This window comes from Marinomonas phycocola (genome assembly GCF_047525455.1).
Taxonomy (GTDB): Bacteria; Pseudomonadota; Gammaproteobacteria; order Pseudomonadales; family Marinomonadaceae; genus Marinomonas.
The window spans coordinates 102,175-127,361 of record NZ_JBLIXL010000008.1 but is presented as its reverse complement, the minus strand read 5'-3'; the positions used below and the strand labels follow the sequence as shown (position 1 = coordinate 127,361).

Annotated in this window: 23 protein-coding genes; 20 read left to right on the top strand and 3 right to left on the bottom strand. The window is 40.1% G+C overall.

What is annotated here, in order from left to right:
• The first annotated feature begins 322 nt into the window (after positions 1-322).
• Entirely contained in the window at positions 323-2,599 is a 2,277-nt protein-coding gene (locus ACMUMJ_RS08335) for a YgiQ family radical SAM protein (RefSeq protein WP_414678359.1), read from the top strand.
• 292 nt (positions 2,600-2,891) lie between these two features.
• On the opposite strand, the gene ACMUMJ_RS08330 is transcribed toward ACMUMJ_RS08335, so the two are convergent.
• Positions 2,892-3,722 (bottom strand): phosphotransferase, encoded by an 831-nt coding sequence (locus tag ACMUMJ_RS08330; RefSeq protein WP_414678358.1) that lies wholly within the window; start codon positions 3,720-3,722, stop codon positions 2,892-2,894.
• 700 nt (positions 3,723-4,422) lie between these two features.
• Here ACMUMJ_RS08330 and ACMUMJ_RS08325 point away from each other — a divergent pair.
• The 8 genes from ACMUMJ_RS08325 to ACMUMJ_RS08290 all read left to right on the top strand — a co-directional run bounded on the left by ACMUMJ_RS08325 (position 4,423) and on the right by ACMUMJ_RS08290 (position 13,877).
• Positions 4,423-4,857, top strand: a complete 435-nt coding sequence (locus ACMUMJ_RS08325; protein WP_414678357.1) for a toxin-activating lysine-acyltransferase — start codon at positions 4,423-4,425, stop codon at positions 4,855-4,857.
• Positions 4,858-4,954: 97 nt separating this feature from the next.
• Positions 4,955-5,587, top strand: a complete 633-nt coding sequence (locus ACMUMJ_RS08320) for a hypothetical protein (RefSeq protein WP_414678356.1) — start codon at positions 4,955-4,957, stop codon at positions 5,585-5,587.
• 13 nt (positions 5,588-5,600) lie between these two features.
• Positions 5,601-6,107 carry a hypothetical protein gene (locus ACMUMJ_RS08315; RefSeq protein ID WP_414678355.1) on the top strand — a complete coding sequence of 169 codons (507 nt, stop codon included), beginning with the start codon at positions 5,601-5,603 and terminating at the stop codon, positions 6,105-6,107.
• A gap of 52 nt (positions 6,108-6,159) precedes the next feature.
• Positions 6,160-8,445, top strand: coding sequence for a peptidase domain-containing ABC transporter (locus tag ACMUMJ_RS08310; protein WP_414678354.1), 2,286 nt, complete (start codon positions 6,160-6,162; stop codon positions 8,443-8,445).
• Positions 8,429-9,784, top strand: coding sequence for an HlyD family secretion protein (locus ACMUMJ_RS08305; RefSeq protein WP_414678353.1), 1,356 nt, complete (start codon positions 8,429-8,431; stop codon positions 9,782-9,784). Before ACMUMJ_RS08310 ends, ACMUMJ_RS08305 begins: the two co-directional genes overlap by 17 nt.
• A complete protein-coding gene (locus tag ACMUMJ_RS08300) occupies positions 9,781-11,169 on the top strand; it encodes a TolC family protein (RefSeq protein ID WP_414678352.1) in 1,389 nt (462 codons plus the stop codon). The genes ACMUMJ_RS08305 and ACMUMJ_RS08300 overlap by 4 nt, the downstream gene beginning before the upstream one ends.
• Positions 11,170-11,196: 27 nt before the next feature.
• On the top strand, positions 11,197-12,375 hold the full coding sequence (locus tag ACMUMJ_RS08295; RefSeq protein WP_414678351.1) for a cupin-like domain-containing protein: 1,179 nt from the start codon (positions 11,197-11,199) through the stop codon (positions 12,373-12,375).
• 77 nt (positions 12,376-12,452) lie between these two features.
• Positions 12,453-13,877: a gluzincin family metallopeptidase gene (locus ACMUMJ_RS08290; RefSeq protein WP_414678350.1), complete on the top strand. Its 1,425-nt coding sequence runs from the start codon at positions 12,453-12,455 to the stop codon at positions 13,875-13,877.
• A 15-nt stretch (positions 13,878-13,892) separates the two neighbouring features.
• Here ACMUMJ_RS08290 and ACMUMJ_RS08285 read toward each other — a convergent pair whose 3' ends face one another.
• Complete coding sequence (locus tag ACMUMJ_RS08285) at positions 13,893-14,414, bottom strand: GNAT family N-acetyltransferase (protein WP_414678349.1); 522 nt, start codon at positions 14,412-14,414, stop codon at positions 13,893-13,895.
• A gap of 287 nt (positions 14,415-14,701) precedes the next feature.
• Here ACMUMJ_RS08285 and ACMUMJ_RS08280 point away from each other — a divergent pair, with 287 nt between their 5' ends.
• Positions 14,702-15,007: an NIPSNAP family protein gene (locus ACMUMJ_RS08280; protein WP_414678390.1), complete on the top strand. Its 306-nt coding sequence runs from the start codon at positions 14,702-14,704 to the stop codon at positions 15,005-15,007.
• Between the two features lie 68 nt (positions 15,008-15,075).
• Here the strand turns inward: ACMUMJ_RS08280 and ACMUMJ_RS08275 are convergent, their stop codons facing one another.
• The gene (locus tag ACMUMJ_RS08275; RefSeq protein ID WP_414678348.1) at positions 15,076-15,363 is read right to left on the bottom strand and encodes a hypothetical protein; all 288 of its coding nucleotides are present in this window, start codon (positions 15,361-15,363) and stop codon (positions 15,076-15,078) included.
• Between the two features lie 591 nt (positions 15,364-15,954).
• Here ACMUMJ_RS08275 and ACMUMJ_RS08270 point away from each other — a divergent pair.
• From ACMUMJ_RS08270 to ACMUMJ_RS08225, 10 genes are all read left to right on the top strand, one after another.
• The gene (locus ACMUMJ_RS08270; protein WP_414678347.1) at positions 15,955-17,853 is read left to right on the top strand and encodes an ATP-binding protein; all 1,899 of its coding nucleotides are present in this window, start codon (positions 15,955-15,957) and stop codon (positions 17,851-17,853) included.
• A 3-nt stretch (positions 17,854-17,856) separates the two neighbouring features.
• The gene (locus ACMUMJ_RS08265) at positions 17,857-19,188 is read left to right on the top strand and encodes a cobyrinic acid a,c-diamide synthase CobB (RefSeq protein ID WP_414678346.1); all 1,332 of its coding nucleotides are present in this window, start codon (positions 17,857-17,859) and stop codon (positions 19,186-19,188) included.
• 18 nt (positions 19,189-19,206) lie between these two features.
• Positions 19,207-20,346, top strand: a complete 1,140-nt coding sequence (locus ACMUMJ_RS08260) for a cobalt-precorrin-5B (C(1))-methyltransferase (protein ID WP_414678345.1) — start codon at positions 19,207-19,209, stop codon at positions 20,344-20,346.
• 1 nt (position 20,347) lies between these two features.
• Positions 20,348-20,488, top strand: a complete 141-nt coding sequence (locus ACMUMJ_RS08255) for a maltose acetyltransferase domain-containing protein (RefSeq protein WP_414678343.1) — start codon at positions 20,348-20,350, stop codon at positions 20,486-20,488.
• Positions 20,489-20,824 (top strand): DapH/DapD/GlmU-related protein, encoded by a 336-nt coding sequence (locus ACMUMJ_RS08250; protein WP_414678342.1) that lies wholly within the window; start codon positions 20,489-20,491, stop codon positions 20,822-20,824.
• On the top strand, positions 20,821-21,600 hold the full coding sequence (locus ACMUMJ_RS08245) for a precorrin-6A/cobalt-precorrin-6A reductase (RefSeq protein WP_414678341.1): 780 nt from the start codon (positions 20,821-20,823) through the stop codon (positions 21,598-21,600). The genes ACMUMJ_RS08250 and ACMUMJ_RS08245 overlap by 4 nt, the downstream gene beginning before the upstream one ends.
• Positions 21,597-22,238, top strand: coding sequence for a precorrin-8X methylmutase (locus ACMUMJ_RS08240; protein WP_414678340.1), 642 nt, complete (start codon positions 21,597-21,599; stop codon positions 22,236-22,238). Before ACMUMJ_RS08245 ends, ACMUMJ_RS08240 begins: the two co-directional genes overlap by 4 nt.
• Positions 22,238-23,503: a precorrin-6y C5,15-methyltransferase (decarboxylating) subunit CbiE gene (gene cbiE / locus ACMUMJ_RS08235; RefSeq protein ID WP_414678339.1), complete on the top strand. Its 1,266-nt coding sequence runs from the start codon at positions 22,238-22,240 to the stop codon at positions 23,501-23,503. Before ACMUMJ_RS08240 ends, cbiE begins: the two co-directional genes overlap by 1 nt.
• Before the next feature lie 123 nt (positions 23,504-23,626).
• Entirely contained in the window at positions 23,627-24,382 is a 756-nt protein-coding gene (gene cobI / locus ACMUMJ_RS08230) for a precorrin-2 C(20)-methyltransferase (RefSeq protein WP_414678389.1), read from the top strand.
• An 8-nt stretch (positions 24,383-24,390) separates the two neighbouring features.
• Positions 24,391-25,155: a cobalt-precorrin 5A hydrolase gene (locus tag ACMUMJ_RS08225; protein ID WP_414678338.1), complete on the top strand. Its 765-nt coding sequence runs from the start codon at positions 24,391-24,393 to the stop codon at positions 25,153-25,155.
• Positions 25,156-25,187 lie beyond the last annotated feature (32 nt).

Sequence of the window (25,187 nt, the reverse complement as noted above, 5' to 3'; positions counted from 1 at the left end):
AAATGCAGGCAAAGAGAAAAATGTTTCATTAATTAAGAATACGCTTTTAATAAGGGCTTTTCATGGTAATTAAAGCATTAAATCAAGCATAAAATGTGAAAATAGACATTTCACTCCGAGCGTTTATTTTTAGATGAAAGGCTTAATTCAATGATGTGAATGTGGAGAGAGTTTGTTATTTGTCTAACTTATTTTTTGAAGGCTGTATACCTAAGTGTTTTTCTGGGATAATGCCACGTTATACGTGTAATCGAAAAGACAATAGTTTCTAAACTCCGATTGTTATGGTCGTTATTATAACCGGCCCACCAAGAGCAGAATCATGATAAAAAAACACAAAACCGCCCCCAACCTCTTTTCTTACCCGCAATATTGGGCTGAGTGCTACGGTGTATCGTCTTTTTTACCGACGTCAAGAGAGGAAATGGATCTATTAGGCTGGGATAGCTGTGATGTGATTATTGTTACGGGTGATGCGTATGTTGACCATCCTAGTTTTGGGATGGCTGTTATGGGGCGCTTATTAGAGCGTCATGGCTATCGAGTAGGAATTATCGATCAACCTGATTGGCGTAGTGCTGAGGATTTTAAGCGGTTGGGTGAACCAAATCTTTTTTTTGGGGTGACCGCTGGCAATATGGACTCCCTAATTAATCGTTATACCGCGGATTTAAAAGTACGTAATGACGATGCATATACACCTTATGGTGCGGGTGGTAAGCGCCCTGATCGTGCGGTTATTGTTTATTCTCAACGTTGTAAAGAGGCATTTAACAAGGTTCCTGTGATGATCGGTGGTATTGAAGCAAGCTTAAGGCGTATTGCGCAATACGACTACTGGAGTGATGAGGTTCGCCGTTCTGTACTGGTGGATTCAACAGCCGATATTTTACTTTATGGTAATGCCGAGCGTGCCATGGTTGAAGTTACTCATGCGATAGCGAAGGGTAGAAAAATGTCTGAGTTGACAGACATTCGTGGGACAACCATCATTCGTAATACACCTCCGGGTGGTTATACTGAAATTGACTCAACACGAGTGGATTGGCCTGGTCAGGTCGATAAAATCTACAGTCCTTATGAATACATTCCAGAAGGAAAATGTCAGAGCGGTGAAGAAATCGATCCTGATGTCATGCCGATTCGAGTGATTCCTGCGCCATTGCGTCGTGGGAATAAATTAGACCCTGCAAAAACTTATGTGCGTTTACCATCTTTTGAAAAAGTATCTAAAGACCCTGTTTTGTATGCGCATACTTCTCGAATTCTCCACTTAGAATCAAACCCCCATAACGCAAGGGCCTTGATTCAAAAGCATGGTAAAAAAGAAGTTTGGGTAAACCCACCGCCAATTCCTTTAGAAACACCTGAAATGGATGGTGTGTTTGATTTACCTTATGCTCGCATACCGCATCCGAAATACGGAAAAGCGCGTATCCCTGCTTACGACATGATTAAAACATCCATTAATATCATGCGTGGCTGTTTTGGTGGCTGTACTTTCTGTTCCATTACCGAGCATGAAGGCCGAGTGATTCAAAGTCGATCACACGAATCTATTTTGAACGAAATAGAAGAGATAAAACTAAAAGTACCGGGCTTTACGGGTCATATTTCTGATCTTGGTGGCCCAACGTCAAACATGTACACCTTAAACTGTAAAGATGATGAAATTCAAGCATCCTGTCGTAAGCTGTCTTGTGTGTACCCTGTGATTTGTGAAAACTTAAATACGGACCACAGCCCAACAACGGAACTGTACCGTAAAACCAGAGCGGTAGAAGGTGTTCATACTGTGTCGATTGCGTCTGGCTTGCGTTATGACCTTGCTGTTGAAGACCCTGAATACGTTCGCGAGTTGGTGACCCATCATGTGGGTGGTTTGTTAAAAATTGCACCAGAGCACTCCGAAGACGATACATTATCAAAGATGATGAAACCTGGAATGGGAACGTACGATAAATTTAAACGCATGTTCGAAAAATACTCTAAAGAAGCGGGTAAAAAACAGTATTTAATACCTTATTTTATTGCTGCTCATCCGGGCAGTGATGATAAAGACATGATGAATTTGGCTCTATGGCTTAAGAAAAATGACTTTAAGCCTGATCAGGTTCAAACCTTCTATCCATCGCCGATGTCTTTAGCCACTGCGATGTACCACTCAAATAAAAATCCGCTAAAACCGGTTTCGTATAAGAGTGAAATGGTACATAACACCAAAGATGCTGAGCAACGAGTGACGCAAAAAGGTTTTCTACGTTATCACGATGCAAATAATTGGCCTGCATTGCGTAAAACGCTACGTGATATGGGGCGTGATGATTTGATCGGTAACGGAAAAGACAAGTTGGTCCCGGCTGAAGAGGCGGATAACAGACAAGGTCGCCGACCAGTGAAAGCCAAGCCGGGTCAACAAACGGGGGCGTCTCATTCAAGCAACCGCCCCACAAAAGAGAATATAGAAGCGAGAGAAAAGGCGAAAAGAAAACAAGAAACAGAAGCGAGAATAAAAGCCGCGAGCGCAAACAGCAATGGCTCTTCAAACTCGGTTAAAAGAAAGCCTAAATCAAAAGTAAAACGCAGAACGACAGGGTAGGTTTTTTAGAAAAGGTATCTACTTTAAAAACAGCTGGATGGGCGGGTATTGTTATGCCGTTCATCCAGTTTTTTTTATATGTAACGGCCATGTATTTCTGTAATTTTCGTATCCATTTATAGCTTTAATGCTCATCCACATTACTGAAAATAAACCATTCATTATCTGTGATTTATTTCCTCATAAACAAGCACACCTTCAAAAAAAACATTCAAAAATACAGGCCACAACTATTGTATCGAACTTAGGTACGGTAAAGGCGATGCGATGTTTATACAAAGTAAACGAAACTTTAGAACAACTGGTGTCGCTGCATTTCTTTTCGAATGATATTAAGAAGTGTTTTACTTTCCTCTGCATTACAAGAAATAAGTCGAGCTGCGGCGATGGGTAATCGCCAACGTTGGATACTCTCTTTTACTTCATCAATATTAAGGTTTGGGTTAGATTGGCAATAGGCGTCAATAAATTTATGGATAATAAATGGTCTAAACATAGAAATAATGATTTTTAGATAAGTTGGAATCTTGTTTGTCATTGAAGCGACTTGAAATTGGATTATAGCCAGTGTTAGGTCTGCTATTTTTGGTCCACAGGATACGCCTCCCCAATCAATGATTTTTAAACTATCATCTTCAATCATAATATTTCCAAAGTGGAAATCACCATGGCAAAGATCGCAATCATCTTCTAGAGTCGATAAATAGTATTTAATTGAGTCTTGTTCAATCTGATCCAATTGATTTGCTAGGCTAATTCGTTCTGACAGCTGAAATTTAAATGACATTAACCCGGTTGCTTTTAGTTTGTGCACATGAGCAAAGAGCTGAGCAGATTGTTTAACGTATAACATTAATTTAAAAGGCGAATGTGCTACTTCTTCAACTAATGTTGAACCATTTACTTTCTGAAAAACAATGCCTTTTTGTATATCTAGTTGAACTAAATCATAAGCAGCAGGTGTACTTATGCCTAATTTATATATCTTGTTCGATACTTCGAATTCATATTGTGCAATGGATTGATCTACATGTTTATGGAATAGCTTTATGACATGGTCATTGTTGTATTCATACACATTAGCCCAGTGGCCCGAACCGATCATTTTTCCTAGTTTTACCATAGTTATTTTCCTCAATCCTTTGAAGATGATCTTAGTGATTATATTTTATATATGGTTTTATCATTCAATTTAAGTTGTTTTGAAATTTAATATTTTACGAACCTTAAGTCAAATCCCTAATACATAAAACATGAAAATAAAAAAATAATTGACAAGGCTTTTTGTTTTTATTAGTCTTCGACGTATCTTATATTTACAGGACGTAAAGATAATGCATAAGGACATTTATAAGTCTCCATTACCTTCGATTAATGATGTAGAGCAATTAAACTTTTGGCAAGTAATGGGTGTGGCATCAATGTTGTTAATGTCATGTCATTCTCGATATTCAACTATTTCAAATAGCTGAATTTTTCCAATCACTTAAAAAATCCTTTAATGATCAAAGCATTATCATTCTATTTAATAATGAAAATAAGCCGTGCGGTCTAGCAGTTTACTCGTTGAAATCCAGTGAAGTATACCAACACTATGATTACAACAAGGATGACAATTTAGACGTGATTTTTGAAAGCATTGTAGCGCCTTTTTCGTCACCTTTGCCATTTTATCGTTTTCTAAAACAACATTGTATTGCTAATAATATTGCATGTGAGAAAGCTTATCTTAAAGACAGTAATGTCGCGCGGTTAAGACGAATTTGGTGATTACGGTTGTTTTGTAAAACACCCGATAAATTTTATCTGAAGGATTAGATTAAATGAATTTTGAAACCTCATTAGGTGTGTGTATTTGGTTAATGTCTCAGTCTGATTATCATAAGAATTGGACAATGAGAAACGTTGACTTAGAAATTATTGCGCCATTGCTGCATAACCAAGTAAAAATTTATTTTGATGATGATCAGAACCCCGTAGGTTTAGAGTCATGGGCGTGGATTGGTGATGAGCAAAAACAAAGAATCCTCGACGATAAAGGCACGTTAGCATTTAAGGAATGGAATTCTGGAGAACATCTATTATTTCATGACTACATTGCGCCTTGGGGCCATGCAAAGGCCATTCTAAAAGATCTCAAGACCCATGTATTTCCTGATGACATCGCGTTTAGTCTAGGAAGAAACACAGATGGAAGCATTCGAAAAATTTACCACTGGAAGGGTGTAAACGTGAATAATAAAATCTTTCAAAAGTAGTAATTGTTATCGAGTTTTAGAAGAAGATATCTTCTAATTTAGCAGTAACTGGAGTATTTCTAGTTGCAAGTGATTAATATAGTAAGGAGTTCTATTTATGTCACGTATTTATAAAAAATCTCATATCACACATTCTGAATCATTATCTAGTATCGCTTTTGGCGGTGGTGGTGGCGGTGGCGGTGGCGGTGGCGGTGGCGGTGGCGGTGGGAGTCTAGATAATGCTGAAGCATCCTATACTAGAAGTCTTTCAGTATCATCTGGTTCTGATAATAAGCCAAAAAAAGGGGGGCTTTCTGAAGGTTCTGGGAAATTTATAGGGGCTACCTCTCGTTTAGGTGGTGCGCATACAGTTGCTACAAATACTCAAAGATATATTGATGGCGGGAACTCACTTATAGGAGCTACTATTAAAGCTGGGGCTCAACAACTTGATGATGAAATTATATCTGAGGCGGCATCAGGAGTTGTAAAAGTAATATCGGGAACAACTCCTGCGGGTTTGGGAATAAGCTCGGTTTTATCTGCGATGACAGGAGTTGCAACATCTAACGCTTATGAAAACTCATCGTTTGATAAGGCGTGGGACAAACAAGTAGGTAAAGCGGTAGATTATGTAGATAAAGGAGGTCTTAGTAAGGATGTTACTTCTCTATTACAAGAAGCTGAATGGCGCCTATATAGAAAGACTTTAGAGGCTCATCACCCTATTTTGAAAAAACATTATTGATCATGAGGTGTATGTGAAAAATATTTTTATAATTTTTGTGGTTTTTCTTTTAGGATGTACTGAAAAAGTAACAATTGGAGAACGACCATTCTTATGGGAGGTCTCAATTTCCGATGATTGGATTATGGATGATATCTCTGAAAAAAATATTTTGAAAATACATAATGACACGTATGAGGTTATAGCAGGAATAACACTAAACGAAATTTCCACTATAGATCAGCTTGATTATTGGAAGAAAATATTTAAAAGTGAAATTTATCAACAAAGCATTGGAACGATGGATGTTTCTTTTGATGTTGTTGAGGTTCCTGAATCTGATTTCAATGCAATTGATGTGAATTATATTAGAGTCGGTCTCAATGAAATGAGAGTTCCAGCAAATGTAAAGAGTAGATTTTATTACTACTCTGAAGCTATCGAAGATAATCAATATTCAATTACATTTAGTGTTAGGTTGAAAAATAAAAATTCTGATTTTAATTTTAATTTTTCTGATTTTTTCAAAAGAGTTGATTAATTAACATGCATCAATCAATTTTGATTGATGCATGTTTTTTGTGGATATGAAAATGAAATTACCTGTTTTGCTTCAGGAAGACGTATTAAATCAACTGGCTCAATGTTTTTATCATATAGAGTGTACGTCTTTCTCTTTTTTATCGATGTCGAGTAAAGTTATAAATTCTCATATATCAACATCATTGTTATGTGACTGTATTAATGAAAATAAAGAGTTATCATATGATATAACCTCTATTTTTAGTGTTTTTTCTAAAAAAAACAATCAAAATTCATCTGTTATGGCTATGTCTAAAAACGGAAATACATTTTTAATTAAACAAAAAAATAATGAGATCGATTCTAAAGAAGTAATTTTAACAGCATATTTTAATGTTAATGAAGAGATTTTTTTTTATGAAGGAGATTTAATCAATGTCATTAAAAAATTCAACTTAGTTGATCAAGTATTAGTTTTTAAGAAAATTAAAGGCACGAATAAAAAAATTGAAAATAACTACACCTATTCCCACTTCTTTAATCATAAATCGACCATCTGGAGCATCATTGGTTCAGCGGTATTTATGGCGTTATTAGGTGTGGCTACCCCATTGGGGTTCCAAACCTTTACCGATAAAATTTTGCCCTATTCTGCAACAGGCTCCTTGTACGTTGTGGTCATTCTTTTGTTGCTGTCAGCCGTTGCTTCCAGTGTGTTCCAGTGTTTTCATGATTTCCAAGAAAATGTTTTATTGGCGAAATACCAAAACGGTTTAGGGAAGGAGGTTTTTTCACGGCTGCTGGATATGGAGGTGGCGTATTTTGACCAGCATAAAGTAGGTAACCTGACAAAGTTAGTGGACCAAGTAAAAGAAGCGTCTAATTTCTTAATTCGGCAAGCGCTTTCGTCGGTTGTCTCGGTTATTTCTTTGATCATCGTCTTACCCATTTTATTTGTTTATAGCGCTCAACTAACGGGCATTGTGCTTGGCATTGGTGTGTTAATGGCTCTGACGATTGGCGTTGCATTAAAACCTATTCGAAAGCGTGTTATGCAAGCGTATACCTACGATGCAGGGTTTCAATCAACGTTAATAGAAACGTTAAAAGGCATGAAAACCATCAAATCTTTGTCTAATGAGTCGCATTTTCGTAACCGAGCCAATATTTCATTAGAGACCAACTTATACGGTAGTTTTAATGTGGCGCGATTAAACAATGTGGTGAGTGCATTGGTTAACTTTCAAAGCCAGCTTATTAGCATAGCGGTTATCTTTTTTGGAGCGCAGGCGGTCTTTGCGAATGAGTTAACCATTGGGCAATTAATTGCTTTTAATATGTTGGCAAATAATGTGGTGAATCCTCTCGTTTCATTAGTGATGACAGCAAGCGGTTGGGAGAATTTTAAATTAGCGAATAAAAAACTTAATGAGCTGAAACCCACCCAAGATGCTTTTATGTTGACTCATGAAGACATTGATCTAAACGGTGATATCGAATTTGAAGACGTTTGGTTTCGCTATCCTGATATGAGTGATAATAGCAAAGTAGGTAATGATAGTGACGGACAAGATGATAAGAAGTTTGTCTTAAGAGGTGTCAGCTTTACGATTAATCAGGGCGATATAATGGGTATCGTCGGCAGTAGTGGTTCAGGGAAATCCACAGTAGCGGCGTTATTAATGGGATTTTATAAACCAACCAAAGGAAAAATTAAGATCAATGGATATGACATTAGCTTGATGTCTCCTGATATCTTGAGGTCTCGAATTTCCTCGGTACAACAAACCAGCTTTCTATTTAATACTTCAGTGATGGAAAACATACATTTAGGGCGCTTAAGTTCTTCAATAGACGACATTCGAACGGCGCTAACGGATGCGGGTGCAGACCATTTTGTGGATGAAATGTCACATAAAATGTTTACTGAGCTATCAGAAGATGGAGATAATTTGTCTGGTGGGCAACGTCAACGACTTGCCATTGCTAGAGCTCTGGTAAGGAAGTCGGATGTGCTATTGTTCGACGAAGCTACCAGTGCGCTTGATAATCAAACGGAAGATAAAATCAAAGAAACGATCTACCAAGCGTGCCAAGATAAAACAGGGGTCATCATTGCGCATCGTTTAAATACGTTATCGTATTGCGATAAATTGATTGTTATGACTCAAGGGAGAGTTGAGGTAATAGGCACTCATGAGGATCTTATTCAAGCAGAAAACAGTTATCAGAAAATGTGGCTGTCTGTTTCAAGAACCGATGAAATAAAAGGGTCAGTAGACAATAAACAACCTAAACAGAATCGTTTAGGTGATGAACTTATGGAAGAGAATGAACCGGATGCGATACAGCTTTAGAGAAATTCATACCTTAAATATATTGAGTGATGATCCGCTATACAGTCAGCATTTCAATACACCAAAAGATTTAACCATCATGGTAAGGATTATATTCTTGTGCTTTTTCCTTGCTGTGTTAGGCGCCATTTTTTTTAAAGTCGATAAAATTGTTCCGGCTCAAGGCATTATTGATACCAAATCAGAGTTGTTTGAAATTCGTAATACAGAGCCGGGCTTTGTTGAGAAAATGCACATAAGAGAAGGGGATCAAGTTAAAAAAGGCCAGTCCTTGATTCAATTTGAAACCGCTATTATCGATCTGGAAATCAGTGGGTTAAAGCAACAGTTAAAAAACCTAGCTCGAAATGTGTGGAGCGATTTCTATCAAATACAAACGTTGATTGATGACGTCACAGAAACTCAGTTGCAATCGGCTCTTAAAGGTATCCCCAATTCCATAGTTGATTTAGGTTATGGAGAGTATCTGTCTAAACCGTTCGCGAATGCTAAAGACGTCAATGATCAGCAGAAGAACAGCCTAATGGAGCAAACCTTGTCGGGAAAGCGTCAGCAGAGAAATATACAGTCTCGTATTAAGTTACAGCAAATAGAACTTGATAGAATCAGAACTCTGTTTATTGATGGTATTGAAAGCCAAGCAAGTATTGATCAAGCCAATGCAGAGATACTGACTTTAGAGTCTCAATTGGAAAGCAGTCTTGAGGCGGTGCAATCGTTGGAGTCAGAGTTGGCTCGTTTAGATAAGCAACAAAATCAAATGCAGAGTGAGTACGTATTAGAACGTTTGGTTAGAATACATGATCAACTCGATGCCTATCATAGAACGGAATTTGAATTAACGTCCAAAATCAGAACAAAAGCCGATTTGACCGTGACGTCTCCTATTGATGGTATTGTTGATGCCTTGCTAATTCAAGGTGATAAAGAGCGTATTCCTGAAACAACGACATTGTTATCTATTCGACCACGCTATGAGGAAAAAGATTTAGAAATTGACATTCAAATTCCCGCGAGTTACGCCATATGGGTTCGTTCAGGTATGGCTTTTCGAGCCAGCTCTTTAGGCAACAATCCAGAAGATCATGGCTATATCATGGGTGAAATCACCTTTATTTCGTCATCATCACAGGCGGATGAATCGTCAGGGGAACGACTTTATCGGATGAAAGGCAGAATAGTAGAAATCACCTCATTAAGAGAAGAGTCAAGAGACACATTACTCCGTCCAGGAAGTGCATTAAACGTTGATATTAGAGCGGGTGAAAGGCGTTTAATTAACTATATTTTTGACCCTTTCAGTAAATATCTACGTACAGCACTCAGTGAGCCATCATGAAGAGTCTGTATGTTGTTATCTTTCTGCTGGGTTTGAGTATCAATGCTTATGGAAAACAAGCATTAACGTTAAAACACTATCTTGATATTCAGCTTAAGCAAAATTATCAAATAGAGCAGCTTAGCGCCCAACAAAAAGCACAATCATTGGCTCTAAGTATTGGGCGTGAGTATTGGAAACCAACAGTAACAGCCGTTGCGGGATTACAAGAAAGCCGATCCACAGAGCTAGGAGCACGTACTTCGTCTAATCAAATTAATTTTGGTCTTGAAACGACTTGGGTATCCGATATAGGTACTGAAGTGTCGGTAAATATGAATCATATTAATGGTGAAAATTTAGGGGCTGAGCCTCTGTTTGAACGTCAATCATCTCAGCAACTAACCGCGACGATCAGCCAGCCATTGTTAAAAAATAATAGCCGATACTATCGTCAAATTGATAAAACGTTGGCTGAAAAACAATGGCAACAATTTATTAATTCTCAAAATAGAACGTTACTTACCGTCTATAGAAATGCGTTATCTGATTTTGCTGATTATCAACTGGCGTACGAAAATTGGCTGATTCAACAAGAGTTATTAAACAGCATAAAGAAAACCACGTATTTAGTAGAAAAAATGCATGCAGTGGAAAAAGCCACTTTCTACGAATTACAGCAAGCCCGCTTACAGCAGTCGCTTCAAAAAACCGTCGTTGATCAAGCGGTATTGCAAATGAACCTTGCCCAACGTGATGCGCTCTTAGAGGTTCAATCTCAAGAGGTTTCTCAGCTCATTCCATTTTCTTTATCACAGTTAGTGATTTTACTGGAAAAAAGTATCCAATACGTCACGATACTGGAGACACACCCTGACTATTTGGCTCTTTCTTTATCTTATGAATCGTCTCAATTGGAAGCTCAAAAAGAAGAGGACAGCTTAAGACCGGATCTTGATGTGTTTTATCGATATCAAAAAAATCAGTATCAAACTTCCTTAAGCAGTAAAGAGGAGGTTTATGGTATTCGGTTCTCGTATTTACTAACGAATAAGCGACTGCAGCAAGAGCAAGCGGCTTTACAAGCACAAGCGGATAATGACTTTATTGAAAAATCGTTATCGTTAAAAAGGCTAAATACGTTTTATGAACGTGACTTGAAAAACAGTGAATTATTGAAAATTCAGACAGGTGTGTTGAAAGCACAAGTTGAATTAGCAAAGGTAGGGTTGGAACAACAAAGAAAGCGTTATCAAGTGGGGAAAGCGAGCTACTTTTCGCTTGAGGAAGTACAGCAAGAATTTATTGATAAACAAGTTGACTGGATTGATAGTCAAAAAAACTTAGTGGACTCTCTTATTTCTCTGACTTACTACACGCAATTTGACATTAGAAACGTATTATAAAATACATCACTTCAAGGAGGAAAACATATGACAACCACATTAGATATGCAGAACCAAAAAACGAATACAAAAAAGCATAAAAAGACGACTGAGTATCAATCACCAATTGTTTCTGCATTAGCAGAGGAGTTAGCCGCTGGTTTTGAAAATCCTGAAAAAATATCAGGGCGATGTCAATTTGATTTTGTGACAGAAAGCGAAGAAAGCCATTGCTTATCTGTCTGTTTTGATGATGTAAACCTTGTAATGACATCTGACCCCTTAATGGATAAGGATGCCTATATTAGAATGCCTCTGCATGTCGCTGAAAAAATAGTAACAAATGTCGAAGGAGTGGACTATAGAGACCCTGATATTATTGGGCATATGGAGATGTCTGGTAATCTCCATTTGGTGAATCACCTTGCGAAAGCGTTAGTAAAGCCTTCAAAAATGACACAGCATACTTTTCACGATGCAACGAATACATACCGAGAGGCCTATGCATCGAAGGCGATTGTTTATCTTGACTCACCAACAGAGTTGGAAATCCTAGAAACGATTGAACAAAAAATCCCTTTTATTATCCGTAATCCGCCAACTAATACGCCTCATCATGCATGGTCTCTTGATAAATTAAAGGAAAGCTATGGTGATGTTTTATTGCGAGTGCGTTCTACAACGGTGAAAGAAACGGTTGCTGAATTTGTTGATAAAATGTCATTAGTACAAAATCAAAAAGCAGCAGATGTTATTGAAGGGCATACAAAAGTCTATACGGAAGGCTGCAGTTTGCCTTGGCAGATGAGAGAAGACTTTTTACCTCATTACTTCACCACACACGATTTCTCTGCGCCACAAATATGGCTTGGCTGTGTTCCTGTTGATGCACCTGCAAGCAGTTTGCATCGTGATCCATTAGATGGCTTTTTATATCAGCTAATAGGTCGCAAAAAAGTCATTTTATTTTCTCCAGATCAGGCGTCATTGCTATACCCAATGAAAGCCTATAACAATTACCAACCCTGTTGGGTAAAGCCTGAAACGCCAAATTTTAAAGATTTTCCATTGTTTAAAAAAGCAAAATCCTTAGAAGTCGTATTGCATCCCGGAGAAATATTGATTCAACCTGCTGGATGGTTCCATGCTGTTTACTGTCTCGACTCTCCTACTTTTTCTGTGAGTTATTTCTTACAGCATCCGGTAGGTGTTACACCTTTTGATTAATCCCGTTTGAATCATCCGTTAAGTGAAAACTAAACCAAAATATTTAAAAGGAGCCCAAGTGAGAGGCGTAACGGAATATGTTGATTGAAGATAAGTACAAGCAATGGCGTCTTGATGCTTTTGAAATGCCTGCAACTATTGAGGGTGTGATGGATCAAGCTCTTAACATTCAAGAAAAAGCTCAGAAATTGAATGACTCAGAGCTTTCTTTTACGCAACAAATGGAAGCGTATAAAGAATTGGATTTGTTATTTGATGCGTTAGAGTCCTTGTTTTATTTAATGAAAATAACGTGCTCTTGTGATGGTGTGCATGGATTGCAGTGTGTACTTGATAAAACAGCATCGGTGTTAATAGAGGATGCAAAGCCTTTTTTAACAAGGTTGCTGAGTGCCTCATTGAGTGACGTACCTACATGGGCTCAACAGCTGAAAAATGATAGTGATGATTTCAATGAGACTGGTTCTGACTGTATCTCTGCCGCTGCTTTTGTTCCTGCCCCTGTCTCTTCTCATATCTGTGCTGAGAAAGATTCCTCTGCATTGACTACTGAAAACCGTATTTTAGTAGATCGTATAAAATATCGAATTTTGTCCGATCCTTTAGAAAAAAATGGCTTTCCTCGCCTTTTTAACCAGAGAGCGAATCCTAAAAAGGCCTTTATATCCTTGATTCAGGAAATGAATACCGATAACGTCTTTGAAGAATCTAGAGCCTATTTCGATTCTATGATCCCGCCTTCTTTACGAGCTGAAAGCAAAATGGTCTCCTCCGAGAAAAGCCTATCACTAAGTATGCTCCGAGCGATACAAAGGCAAGCTTGGAGTCACTTAACATTTTCAATAGAAGACGCAATTGACTATATCGATAGTCAATTTTCACTCTATGATGAGCGTTTTAGGGGGAAGGTAAAAAGGGCCTTTTCCGAAGGTCGAATTCGTTTTATATCGAATCAGGATGAACCCTCTTTTTGCTTTGATACGCCTAAAGGGTCGTTTATTCAAGTCTACTTTGTAGGGGATCTTGAGTCACTCGCTTTGCTGACGCATGAATGTGGACACCTTCTCCATCAAGAAACAGTAAGAAATCAATTTGTTTTAAAACAAGACATACAGCCGTACCTATCTGAAGCCATTGCACTGTACTTTGAAAACCGTTTGATAAAAACCTTATTGAATGCAGAATATGTTTACTTATCGTGGCGAAATGCTCAGAAAAATGAATGGTTCGATCGACATGTATTATTGGTGAAGTTCGAATTGGCGCTTTATCAACTTGACCGTATTGATTGTGCTTCTATCGCGAAGAGCTGGATGCAATGTAATCGAGAATTCTATCCTCCATATGTCATGTTTGATAATGAGTTTGCTTTCAAAGGTGAAAAGATCGCGCATTTATGCCACGCGCCATTTTATACCTTGGTGTATCCCGCTGCTTATGAGCTATCCCAAACTATAGATGAGACATTATTGAAAAAACTTATCGGTCAGACGAGTGTATAAGAAACAGTAAATAGGTCAATGTTGAGCGCTCTGTGTATTGACGGTTTTTTCAAACAAAGAGACAGAATGATAAGCACCGTTTTTAAACCCCACTTCTTTCATAGTGCCTACGAAATGAAAGCCGTGTTTTTCATGAAGTTTAATTGAGGCAATATTAGGAATGGTAATCGCTGCGTAGAGTTTGTGTATGCTGGTAAGTGCTATTTTATTAAACAATGCATGGTAGAGCTTGGAACCTAGCCCATGGCCTTCAAAACTGGGTTTAACATACACAGTAACTTCAGACGATGTTGAGTAAGCTTGCCTTTCTTTAAATTGGGCATTGTAGGCAAAAGCAACAACCTCACCATCACATGTGGCAACCATTAAATGATAGAGATCAGACGGAGTATTAAACTGATCAAACCATTTAAGGCGACGCTCGTAACCCCAGATCAGAGTATCAAAGGTCGCATTGCTATGAATCACATAATGATTATAGATATCGTTAATCTCAACTAGGTGATTTGAGGTTCCAGTACGGATGGATATGTCCATTTTCATTTTCTCCTAAAGAAATCAATAACGAATGTATTGATAAGGTTTCTGAGCTGCTTCTTTTTGTTTTCATGTTCTGTAAAGGCTTCGCATCAAGTTTATATTAGCTGTGCTATAACATAATGTACATGATGTTATGGCTCAGTTATGTTCGGGAAGAAGGAGGAGGAAGTACGATGCCTTCGATCTGATTGAATGCATGCTGTAGAGAATGTTATAAGAATCTACACACTGGATTGTTAATTTTGTATGATGCATTCAAATCGTATTTTGATGGAGAGTATACCTTGATAACCTGTTATATAAATTATGTAATTGATTCTTATAAAGTTAAAGAGTTTGAGCATTATGCAAAGCTTTGGATTCCTCTTGTTAATAAGTTTGGTGGCCAACACCATGGGTATTTTTTACCATCAGAAGGCGCGAGTAATAAAGCATTAGCATTATTTTCTTTTCCTAGTTTATCTGCTTATGAAGAATACAGAGAAAAATCGATGTTAGATAAAGAGTGCGTTGAAGCCTTTAACTATGCAAAAGACACAAAATGCATCTTGAGTTATGAACGCAGTTTCTTTAGACCTGTTTTTGAGTAATAAAAAAGCCAGATCGCCTTTCGGTAATCTGGCTTAGAAGAACAGGAATTATTTGAATTCAAAAACGATTAGTTTGAAAAATGCGCAGCATTAAAAATGGTTTGCAATTCGTCGTATTTGTCATTGTATGCTTCTGTTTTTTTAGCGAAAGTTGTCGCACCTTGAAGGTTAACATCAGCGTTAAAGTTAATGCCTTTTTTCTCTAGAGTGTTAGACAGTGCTTCTAGGCTTGAAACGCTGCTACGGTATGCTTCGTATTGAGAATCATCACTAGCCGCTTGCGGTGCTGAAAATGCAGAAGTTGCAATAACAGAAGAAGTTAAAAGAGCCAATGTTGCTTTAGTAAATGTGTTCATAATATGTCTCCAGAATATTTAAATTGTCATCAGTTGTGAAGCGCCGTTGCGTTTCGATGGAGTGATTATTAACCAATAAAATGCATAAAAATAGCTTTTCGAACCTGCTTCCGCGGTTGTTACTTCTTTGCGCTTTTATTCATCATATTTGCTAAATAAAAGGATGGAATGTGCAGGAATGGCACTATTTCTTAAAGATTCGAGCGCCTGAACAGTTAAGGAAGGTGCGAATAAGTCTACTAAGACTCGCAGGGCATGGTCTAACAGCCAGTATTCTTTGTTGAGTATCTCGAAAATAGGCCAGCTATTCACATTCGATACTCGCCTCGAATGGCTGGCTTTTATCCACATGCTGAGACAAGAGGACTTATTCGCACCTTCCTTAAGAGAAGCATCTGTCTTTTTAAACTTTGTGGAGCAAATTCCATTAAAACCTTACGCCTATGTATGTTGTACACATCAAGTTACGGAACTGAATGTGAAACAGATTAATTCTTGCTTGAGGAATGTGATTCGGTAATTTCAGTAAGCTCAGGTAAACTGTCCTAGGTAATGATTTGGTTTTCCTATAATGGCTAAAGAAAGCAACGGATGTTGCAGTGTAAAAGGTTAATGATGGTACTTTCTAAACGTAAAGAGTTCCCTTTTTCTGCCGTAGCTGGGCAGGAACAATTTAAATTGGCGCTTATTTTGTCAGCAGTGAATCCACTAATAGGGGGCGTTTTGGTAAGTGGTCCTAGAGGTTCTGCCAAGTCGACTTTAGCAAGAGGTGTGGCGGGGATTTTGCCAAAAGACTCTGTTTTAAAAGATGCTTTGTCACAAGACCCATTACTTGAAGACTACACAGACCAGTCCCCAGCTTTTGTCACTCTTCCTTTAGGTGCCAGCGAAGAACGTTTATTAGGTACATTGGATTTACAGCAAGTGTTGCAAGACAAACACGTGGCGTTTCATCCTGGATTATTAAGTAAAGCCCATGGTGGTGTGTTGTACGTAGATGAAGTGAACCTACTTGCTGATAATCTCGTTGATCAACTTTTGGATGTTGCGGCCAGTGGCGTTAATCGTGTTGAGCGTGATGGCATTAGCCATGAACATGACGCGAAGTTTTTGTTAATCGGCACCATGAACCCTGATGAAGGGGAATTAAGACCTCAGCTGCAAGATCGGTTTGGTTTGATGGTTCAATTAACGAATCATTATACTCTTGAAGAGCGAATTCAAATTGTTCAATTAAGAGAAAAGTTTGATAACAATCCTTCTGAATTCTGTGACGCGTTTCGCTTTAAACAGAAAAACCTGAAGCAAAGCATTCAGGTAGCACGAACTCAACTGTCTAAGGTTATTTGCCAAGATCAAATGCGCATGGAGATTGCTCAGCGTTGTCATTTAGCCAATGTGGATGGTGTGCGTGCAGACATTGTCTGGATACGTGCTGCAATGGCTCATTGTGCTTGGCGTGGTTCGCTCGAAGTTAATTTGCAAGACATCGAAAAAGTAGAAGAGTTAGTGTTGTCTCATCGCCGTCAAGCGCCACCTCCTAGTGCTAATAACTCAAGAAACAATGAGCCAAAAAAGAACACACCCAATAAGCGTCCCCCCGAAAGCAGGCAACCTCCATCCAGCCAGATATCGCAAAAATCAACAGATTCATCACATGAGTTACCAAGTAATTTAAAAGGAGAATCTCTTGATAATAACCAAAATGGAGAAAATGATAATACTCAAAATGAAGGCGATTGGGGGTCAATGTCGCCACACTCTTTTGAAAGCGAGCGAGTTTCTTTGTCTTCTATAGATTTCATTAAAAACAGTAAGCCACCTGTTAATAAGCCTTCTCGTTCTTCTTTCCTGAATGAAAAGCAGTTCGCAGGCAAAAATCAGGGAATGGCCTCAGCAGGTCAAAAGCCAACGGCTAACTATCATGGTAAAGCAATAGATTGGTTTGCGACATTGATTAAAAACAGCCATGAATGGCCACCTAAAAAAATGCAATATCAGCCACGTAAATTAGGTAAAGCCATGTTGCATTTTATTTTATTAGACACATCGGCTTCGACGGTTGGGCAGGCATTTTTGAATCGCGGAAAAGAAGCGATTCTATCCATTGCACAACAAGCGTATTTACGTCGAGAACACATTGCCATTTTGGGTTTTGGTAACAATCAAGTGATCTCGTTGTTACCGAGAATGAGAGCACCTAAAGATCTTTTAAAACAACTACAGTCTATACAAGCGGGTGGCGGTACGCCTTTGCAAGAGGCATTAACCAAAGCCAGTGAGCAACTCAGACAATGGCAATATCAGCAGCCTGATCTACAAAGTCATGTGTATGTTGTGACCGATGGTCGAACTTCCTTGGAGTCTTTGCGTGCAGAACTTCCATCACCCTGTAGTGTGTTAGATACGGAAGTAACTCCTGTAAAACGAGGCCGTGCAGAGCAACTTGCTCAACGTATCGGTGCTCAATACTTTCTATTAGAGGCTTAATGCATGTCTACGGCACCTCCTATTTATTGCCCTGCTCTTTTTCTGACTGCTCCGGCGTCGAATCAAGGTAAAACGACTATTACCGCTGCGCTAGCTCGTTATTTCACGATGCAGGGCAAAGTAGTTCGTGTTTTTAAAACAGGGCCTGATTACTTAGACCCACTGATCTTGGCGCAAGCATCAGGACAACCTGTAGAGCCATTAGACATGTGGATGGCAGGTGAAGAACATTGTCAAAACAGCTTATATGAAGCGGCTAAAACAGCGGATTTAATCCTGGTGGAAGGGGCTATGGGCATGTTTGATGGCGAGCCATCCAGTGCGGATTTAGCCGCCCGATTTGGCATTCCATTAGTGATTGTTATGGATGTAAAAGGCATGGCGCAAACCGCCGCAGCTATTGCTCATGGTTTAGCGACGTATCGATCGGATGTAATGGTTGCAGGGGTGATTGCTAACCGCTGTGGCAGTGAGCGACACGCACAACTCATTCGTGATGCATTACCTAAAACCTTGCCCTTACTGTCGAGTTTAAAGCGTGATGATGAAGTAAGTTTGCCTGAACGCCATTTAGGTTTAGTGCAAGCGGATGAGGTCAAAGAAGAGTTAGAAGTTCGTTTTAATACGGCAACGCAATGGCTGCAAAACACACAAGACATAGGGTTATTAACGCTCCCTGATGCTATTCCTTTTTATCCAGCTGAAACGAAGCCTGAAATCATCGAGCCATTACTTGCAGATAAGGTGATTGGTATTGCCAAAGATGCGGCGTTTAGCTTTATTTATGATACCAATGTGATGGCTTTAGAATCATTAGGGGCTCGTTGTGTCTTCTTTTCTCCGCTGAAAGATGCTCACTTACCTGATGTGGATGGGTTGTGGTTTCCGGGGGGATATCCGGAATTGCATACACAAGCCTTGTCTGAAAACTTGTCTATAATGCAAGATATTAGGCATTTCTATGAGTCTGGAAAACCGATTTTGTCGGAATGTGGCGGATTGCTCTATAGCTTAGACACTCTGACGGACTTAGAAGGCGATACTTTTCCTATGTTGGGCATCTTATCCGGTCAAGGGGCAATGCGAGGAAAGCGTGGTTGCCAAGGGATGCAAACGGCGTGTCTGCCTCAAGGTGAGGTGCGTGCACATGCCCACCATCGTTCTCGGAGTGACAATACACCTGATCCAATCGGGTATGGCAGACGGCAGCGACACCCAGCGCCCGGAGAGCCTATTTTTCAAGAAAAAGGGTTAACCGCCAGTTATTTGCACTTGTACTTTCCATCCAATTTAACCGCGATTGCTAACCTCTTTTCAGCAGCTGCGAAAGTTTGATTTTAAGGCATTATTTGTATGTGGCCTGAAAGTAGCGATACACCAAAAGCATTACGCACAGGCTTGACAACAGGCTGTTGTGCTACTGCGTGTTGTGTGGCGGCTGCGAAGAAATTATTTACTGGTCATTCCTTAAAAAAGGTCGAAGTGCTTCTACCTAAAGGGGCGTTGGTACAGCTAGATATTGACTCTGTGTTGCTTCAAGGGACTGTCGTTAGAGCGGCTACGATTAAAGATGCCGGAGATGACCCTGATGCGACTCATGGCGCGACGGTGTTTGTTGAGTTGGCTTTTATTCAAGAGGCAGGTGTGCATTTTTTAGCCGCTCAAGGTGTTGGGACGGTGACGCGTTCAGGATTGCCATTGGATGTTGGTGAACCTGCAATTAATCCTGTTCCAAGAAAAATGATGCGAGAGCACCTTGAATCACTGGCAAAGCAATATAAATACACTGGTGGTTTTTCGGTCTCTGTTGGCGTGGAAGACGGAGAAAATATTGCACTAAAAACCATGAACCCTCGATTGGGTATTTTAGGCGGGCTGTCAATTTTAGGCACCACCGGAATAGTTCGGCCCTTTTCGTGTGCAGCGTACATAGCATCCATTCATCAAGGTATTGATGTGGCCAAATCCAATGGTATTAAGCACATTGCTGCCACCACGGGCAATGCCAGTGAAGCCGCGATTCAAACGCATTATGATTTGCCTGACATGGCTCTGATCGAAATGGGGGACTTTGTGGGAGCCGTATTGAAGCACGTTAAAAAAGGAGAGGCGCAAGACCCCAAACTGATGAAAATCAGCTTCTGCGGTGGGTTTGGTAAAATGACCAAATTGGCGGCAGGGAATATGGATTTAAACAGCCGAGCATCCAGTATCGATTTACACGTATTGTCAGACATTGCCAAAGCGCAAGGTGCCAACGACGCCCTTGTTGAGCGTATTCGTTTAGCAAACACATCGACTCAAGCCTTATCCCTTTGCCAAGCCGAAAACATCCCTCTAGGAAATACCATTTGTCAGTACGCTCTGGCATTTGCGCGTCACTGGATCCCTGAACATATTGAGTTGGATGTTTTGGCAATTGATCGCAAAGGCAACTTCGTTGGATACGCTAAAAGTGACGCGGCTATTGATAATAAGAAAACAGGAGAGTGAGATGAAAACTGAACAAAAGAAAATGCTCTCAGGTGAGATGTACCTACCTTGGGATGCAAAGTTAACGCAGGACAGAGTGCAGGCAAAAGAACTTTGTTTTCAACTTAATCAAACATCACCCACACAGTCCGATGTTCAATAAATGATTATTAAATCGCTTTTTTATATGACTGAAGACGCTTGGATAGAGTCACCTTTTTATTGTGATTACGGTTATAACATTTTATTTGGAAAAGGTTTTTACATTAATCATGGCTGCACCTTGCTAGACGTGGGCAAGATCACATCTGGTCTAGAGTTCGCTAAGCCCATTAGTGTGGGCAATCATGTTTGGTTTGGTGCCAATGTGACAATCTGTCCCAGCGTCACAATGGGAGATAATGTTGTCATAGGTGCGGGTGGTGTCGTGACAAAAAATCGTCCTTCTAATACCGTGCGTGTTGGATCGCCTGTAAAAGTAATAAGGGAAAATAAATGACCATTTTATTGTTAGGTGGGACGGCCGATGCTCGTTATGCCGCGGATGCGTTACATCAAGCGGGTTTGAAAATTGTGTATAGTATTGCGGGTTTAGTCCGTGTTCCGAGGGTAGACTGTGAGCTTTTGGTTGGTGGGTTCTCAAAAAGAGGTGGCTTGTCACACTACATTCAGCAGAACTCGATTAAAGCCATTGTGGATATAACACACCCTTATGCACAAAATATGAGCAATAAAGCGGTGTTGGTAGCAAAAGAGTTGAATATTCCTTGCTGGCGCATGAATAGACCATTATGGAGTGCCGTATCTGGGGATAATTGGTCTGAGTATCACAGTGATATAGATTTACCTGGTATTTTGAAAGGCTTCCAACGGCCTTTATTGAGTTCGGGTCAAATTGATTCTGAGCGCTTGTGGGACTTGGCGGATTTAGAGAGTATTGAGCGCATCTATTGGCGAACAGCGGTCGCACCAAAGTTTGATATTCCTGGCAACGTCACTTGGTTAAAAGCAATTGGACCATTTCAATACGAGGACGAAGCGGATTTGATAGAGCAATATCAAATTGATGTCATTGTGAGTAAAAATAGCGGTGGAAAATCAACTTCTGCTAAATTAGACGTTGCAAGAGATAAGGGGTTGCCAGTGTATTTGCAACGTCGTCCGACATTGTTAATAGCCGAACGTGAGTTTCATGATGTTGATCGTTGTGTGTCTGCTTGTATAGAGGCATTTTCGCAGAAAAATAACCAAATGATTGGAGCCGCCCAACAGTGAGCTTTTCTTATGAAATTAACCCCCAAACCATTGAAGTAGACAGTTTTCGACAGATACGCAATCTGACGGACTTATCTTCTTTTTCAAAAGACGAACAGCAAGTTGTGATGCGAATTGTTCACAGTATGGGGTTGCCAGAGGTCGCCGATTCTGTGCGGTTTAGTCGTAACGCTTGCCAGTTTGGTCGGGATGCACTGGCTAATCATTGCGATATTTTATGTGATGTTGAAATGGTCAAACAAGGCATTACCAAACGCATGATTGAAAAAGAGCCTTTATGTTTTTTGAATGACTCAAGAACCCCCGAGTTGGCAAAAGCACGAGGGGAAACTCGCTCTATGGCGGCATTAAGGCTTTGGGAGTCTTCTCTTGAAGGTAGCATTGTTGTGATAGGCAATGCCCCAACCGCACTGTTTCGATTATTAGAAATGATTCAGCAAGGGACCGCTAAACCTGCTCTTATTATTGGTATGCCTGTAGGGTTTGTGGGAGCCGTAGAGTCAAAAGAGGCTCTTTGGCAAGCGCATGAAACATTAGGTATTGAGTGCATCACTTTATTGGGACGTTGGGGTGGCAGTGCGGTGACCTCAGCAAGTTGCAATGCGTTACTGCGCTGTAATCGTGGGGAATATTATTAATGAGCTCTCTATTGGCTGTCCACATTATCGGTTTGGGGGTTCAGCAAGAAGCGGTTATTGATTCCACAGCGCAAATGGCGCTATTGAATGCAGACTGTATTATGGGCTCCGAGCGTCAATTGGATGTTGTGTCACGCTTCACAGCCGATGCTCAAATTCGTCTCTTACCCGGTTTAAAAAACTTGCTTCAAGTCATAACGGAACTTGAAGAGGCGAGTGTGCAGAATTTGGTTGTATTAGCATCTGGAGACCCTTTGTATTTTGGCATTGGTCGTTGGTTTCGCCAACGGTTTGATTTTTCTGTATTGCATTTTTACCCTGCGGTATCCAGTGTGCAAGCGGCTTGTCATGCATTGGGTTTGTCGTTACAGGACGTCACTGTGGTCAGTTTACATGGTCGACCGTTAACAAACTTAAGACGTTACCTTCAACCGAATAGAGCCTTGGTTTTGTTAACGGATACGATAAGTTCACCACAAGCGATTGCTCAAGAATGTGTTTTGGCTGGGTTGGATCAATCTGCGTTAACAGTATGTGAAAATTTAGGGTATGAGAACCAGACCATCAGTTCGTTTGAAGCGGGTTCTCTTGCTGATTCTCAAACGGGTTTTTCGGCTTTAAATGTGGTTGTTTTAGAGACATCATCCCAAGTGAGTTTTTATCCATCGTCAATTGGTATTCAAGATGAGCACTTTTTGACGGATAAAGCGGAAGGCAAAGGCATGCTCACCAAGCGTGATATTCGTATCGCCATTTTGTCTTATATGCAAATTGATCCTGAAGATACCGTCTGGGATATTGGAGCCGGTTGTGGAGGCGTGTCTATTGAAATGAGCTACTGGCACGCAACAGCGAAAGTGTACTCTATTGAGCATCATGATGAGCGTTTAACCTGTTTGCATGCTAATAAAACCCGCTTTGGCGTCTCTAATATGACAATTGTGCCTGAGAGTGCGCCTGAAAGCTTGTTTGAACTGCCAAATCCCAATAGAGTGTTTGTTGGTGGAAGTGATGGGCGTCTAAATGAAGTTTTGTCTATTGCGTGGCAACGGTTGCCTCTTGGGGGAATATTGGTCGCGACGTCTGTAACAGAGGACTCAAAGCGTACTTTACTGGATTTTTCCGAGCAGGTGTCTTCAAAGGAGAAAACCCGTGCAGAATCAACATCACTACAGCTGTCTGTGGCTAAAGAAAGTGTATTAGCGAATCAAAGAGTGTATCGTCCCACACTCCCTGTTACCCTGTTTCAATTTAGAAAGCGATAAGGAGCTGTTGTGCCAGAGTTGAGTCTATCTGAGTTAAGCCCTACTGATATTACTGCATTGCAATTGAGTTTAGGTGTTGGTGAAACCGAGCATGGGGAAGGGGATCTGCCTCTATCTGATGCAATTGGTCAATCGACTAAACAGAATTCTGTGAAAGGTCGGTTTATTGGCGTGGGTGTAGGCCCTGGTGATCCAGAACTGCTGACATTAAAAGCATTTCGTTTGATTCAATCTGCGAAAGTGGTGAGCTATCTAACGAATCCAGACGGCGTATCTCAGGCAAAACACATTGCCGCCGAAGCCTTTGAATCCATTGATCACGATCAAGAACAAATTGGTATTTTGATGCCTATGTCGATGGACAGAAATGCCGCAAATTTAGCGTATGATGCAGGATCATTCGCGATTCGAAAAGAGTTAGATAAAGGGTTCGATGTGGTGTTTTTATGCGAAGGTGACCCGCTCTTTTTCGGTTCTTTTTCCTATTTAATGGAACGCCTTGGATCGACCTATGAATGTGAGGTGGTGCCGGGAGTATCTTCCATACACGCAGCCGCATCGGCGTTAAAACACCCACTAACCATGTTGAAAGAATCCTTTTCGGTGGTAAGTGGAAGACATACAGACAGCCAAATTGAGCAAGCATTATCTCAACACGACTCGGTTGTGATTATGAAAGCTGGACGTGAACGTCCTCGTATTTTATCTTTGTTGGCCTCTACACAACGTCTTGGTGATGCTCAATATCTTGAGTACATTGGTCGAGAGAATGAATACATTTGTACGGATGTATCTGAATTGGCGAATGAAGCTGGCCCATACTTTTCTTTGTTTGTTGTCACTCGTACAGCAAGTAAACGTAAAGATTTGTCTGAATAGACGATAAGATGATTCGAATTATTGCGTTAACCGAGCAAGGTTTAGAGCTCGCTGAGCGCTTAGCACTTTCGTTAAGCAACGCTTCTGTGTGGTTCAAACCTCGGCCTTTTGCGCAAAAAATACAAGAGGCGTTTCTAGCAAAAGAGAGGCTTATTTTTATTTGTGCAACGGGAATCGTTGTGCGGACATTGGCTCCGGTTTTACAAAGTAAATTTCAAGATCCACCGGTACTGGTGATGGATGAAATGGGGGCGTTTGTTATTCCTTTATTGTCTGGTCATGAGGGAGGCGCAAATGATTGGGCAAAAGAAATCAGCCAATTACTTTCAGCGACTTGTGTTATCACAACCGCCAAACCGTATGTAAACCCTGTGTACGCGGTTGGCATGGGATGTGAACGGAATTGTCCTCTAGACTATCTGGAAAATTTATTATCCGACTGTTTATTGCAAGCAAATTTAACACTTGATCAAGTGGATAGCATTCACAGTATTTCCATTAAATCAGACGAAGTGAATTTGATTCGTTTGTGTGAAAAATTGAAAAAGCCTTTTGTGACTTGGGATGCTGAAGCGTTAAGTAAAATGGAACCTTTGCTAAACAGCCGATCCGATTATGTGTATCAAGTCACAGGTGTGTATGGTGTTGCGGAGTCTGCGGCGCTCTATGGTGTGCAACAAATTCATGGAACAACACCCGAACTGGTATTGCAAAAACAGAAAAACCCAAAGGCAACCTGTGCGATTGCTCGGAGCTTTTCTGCTACTCGATAAATAAATACTAAAGAGGGTACATCGAGAATAAC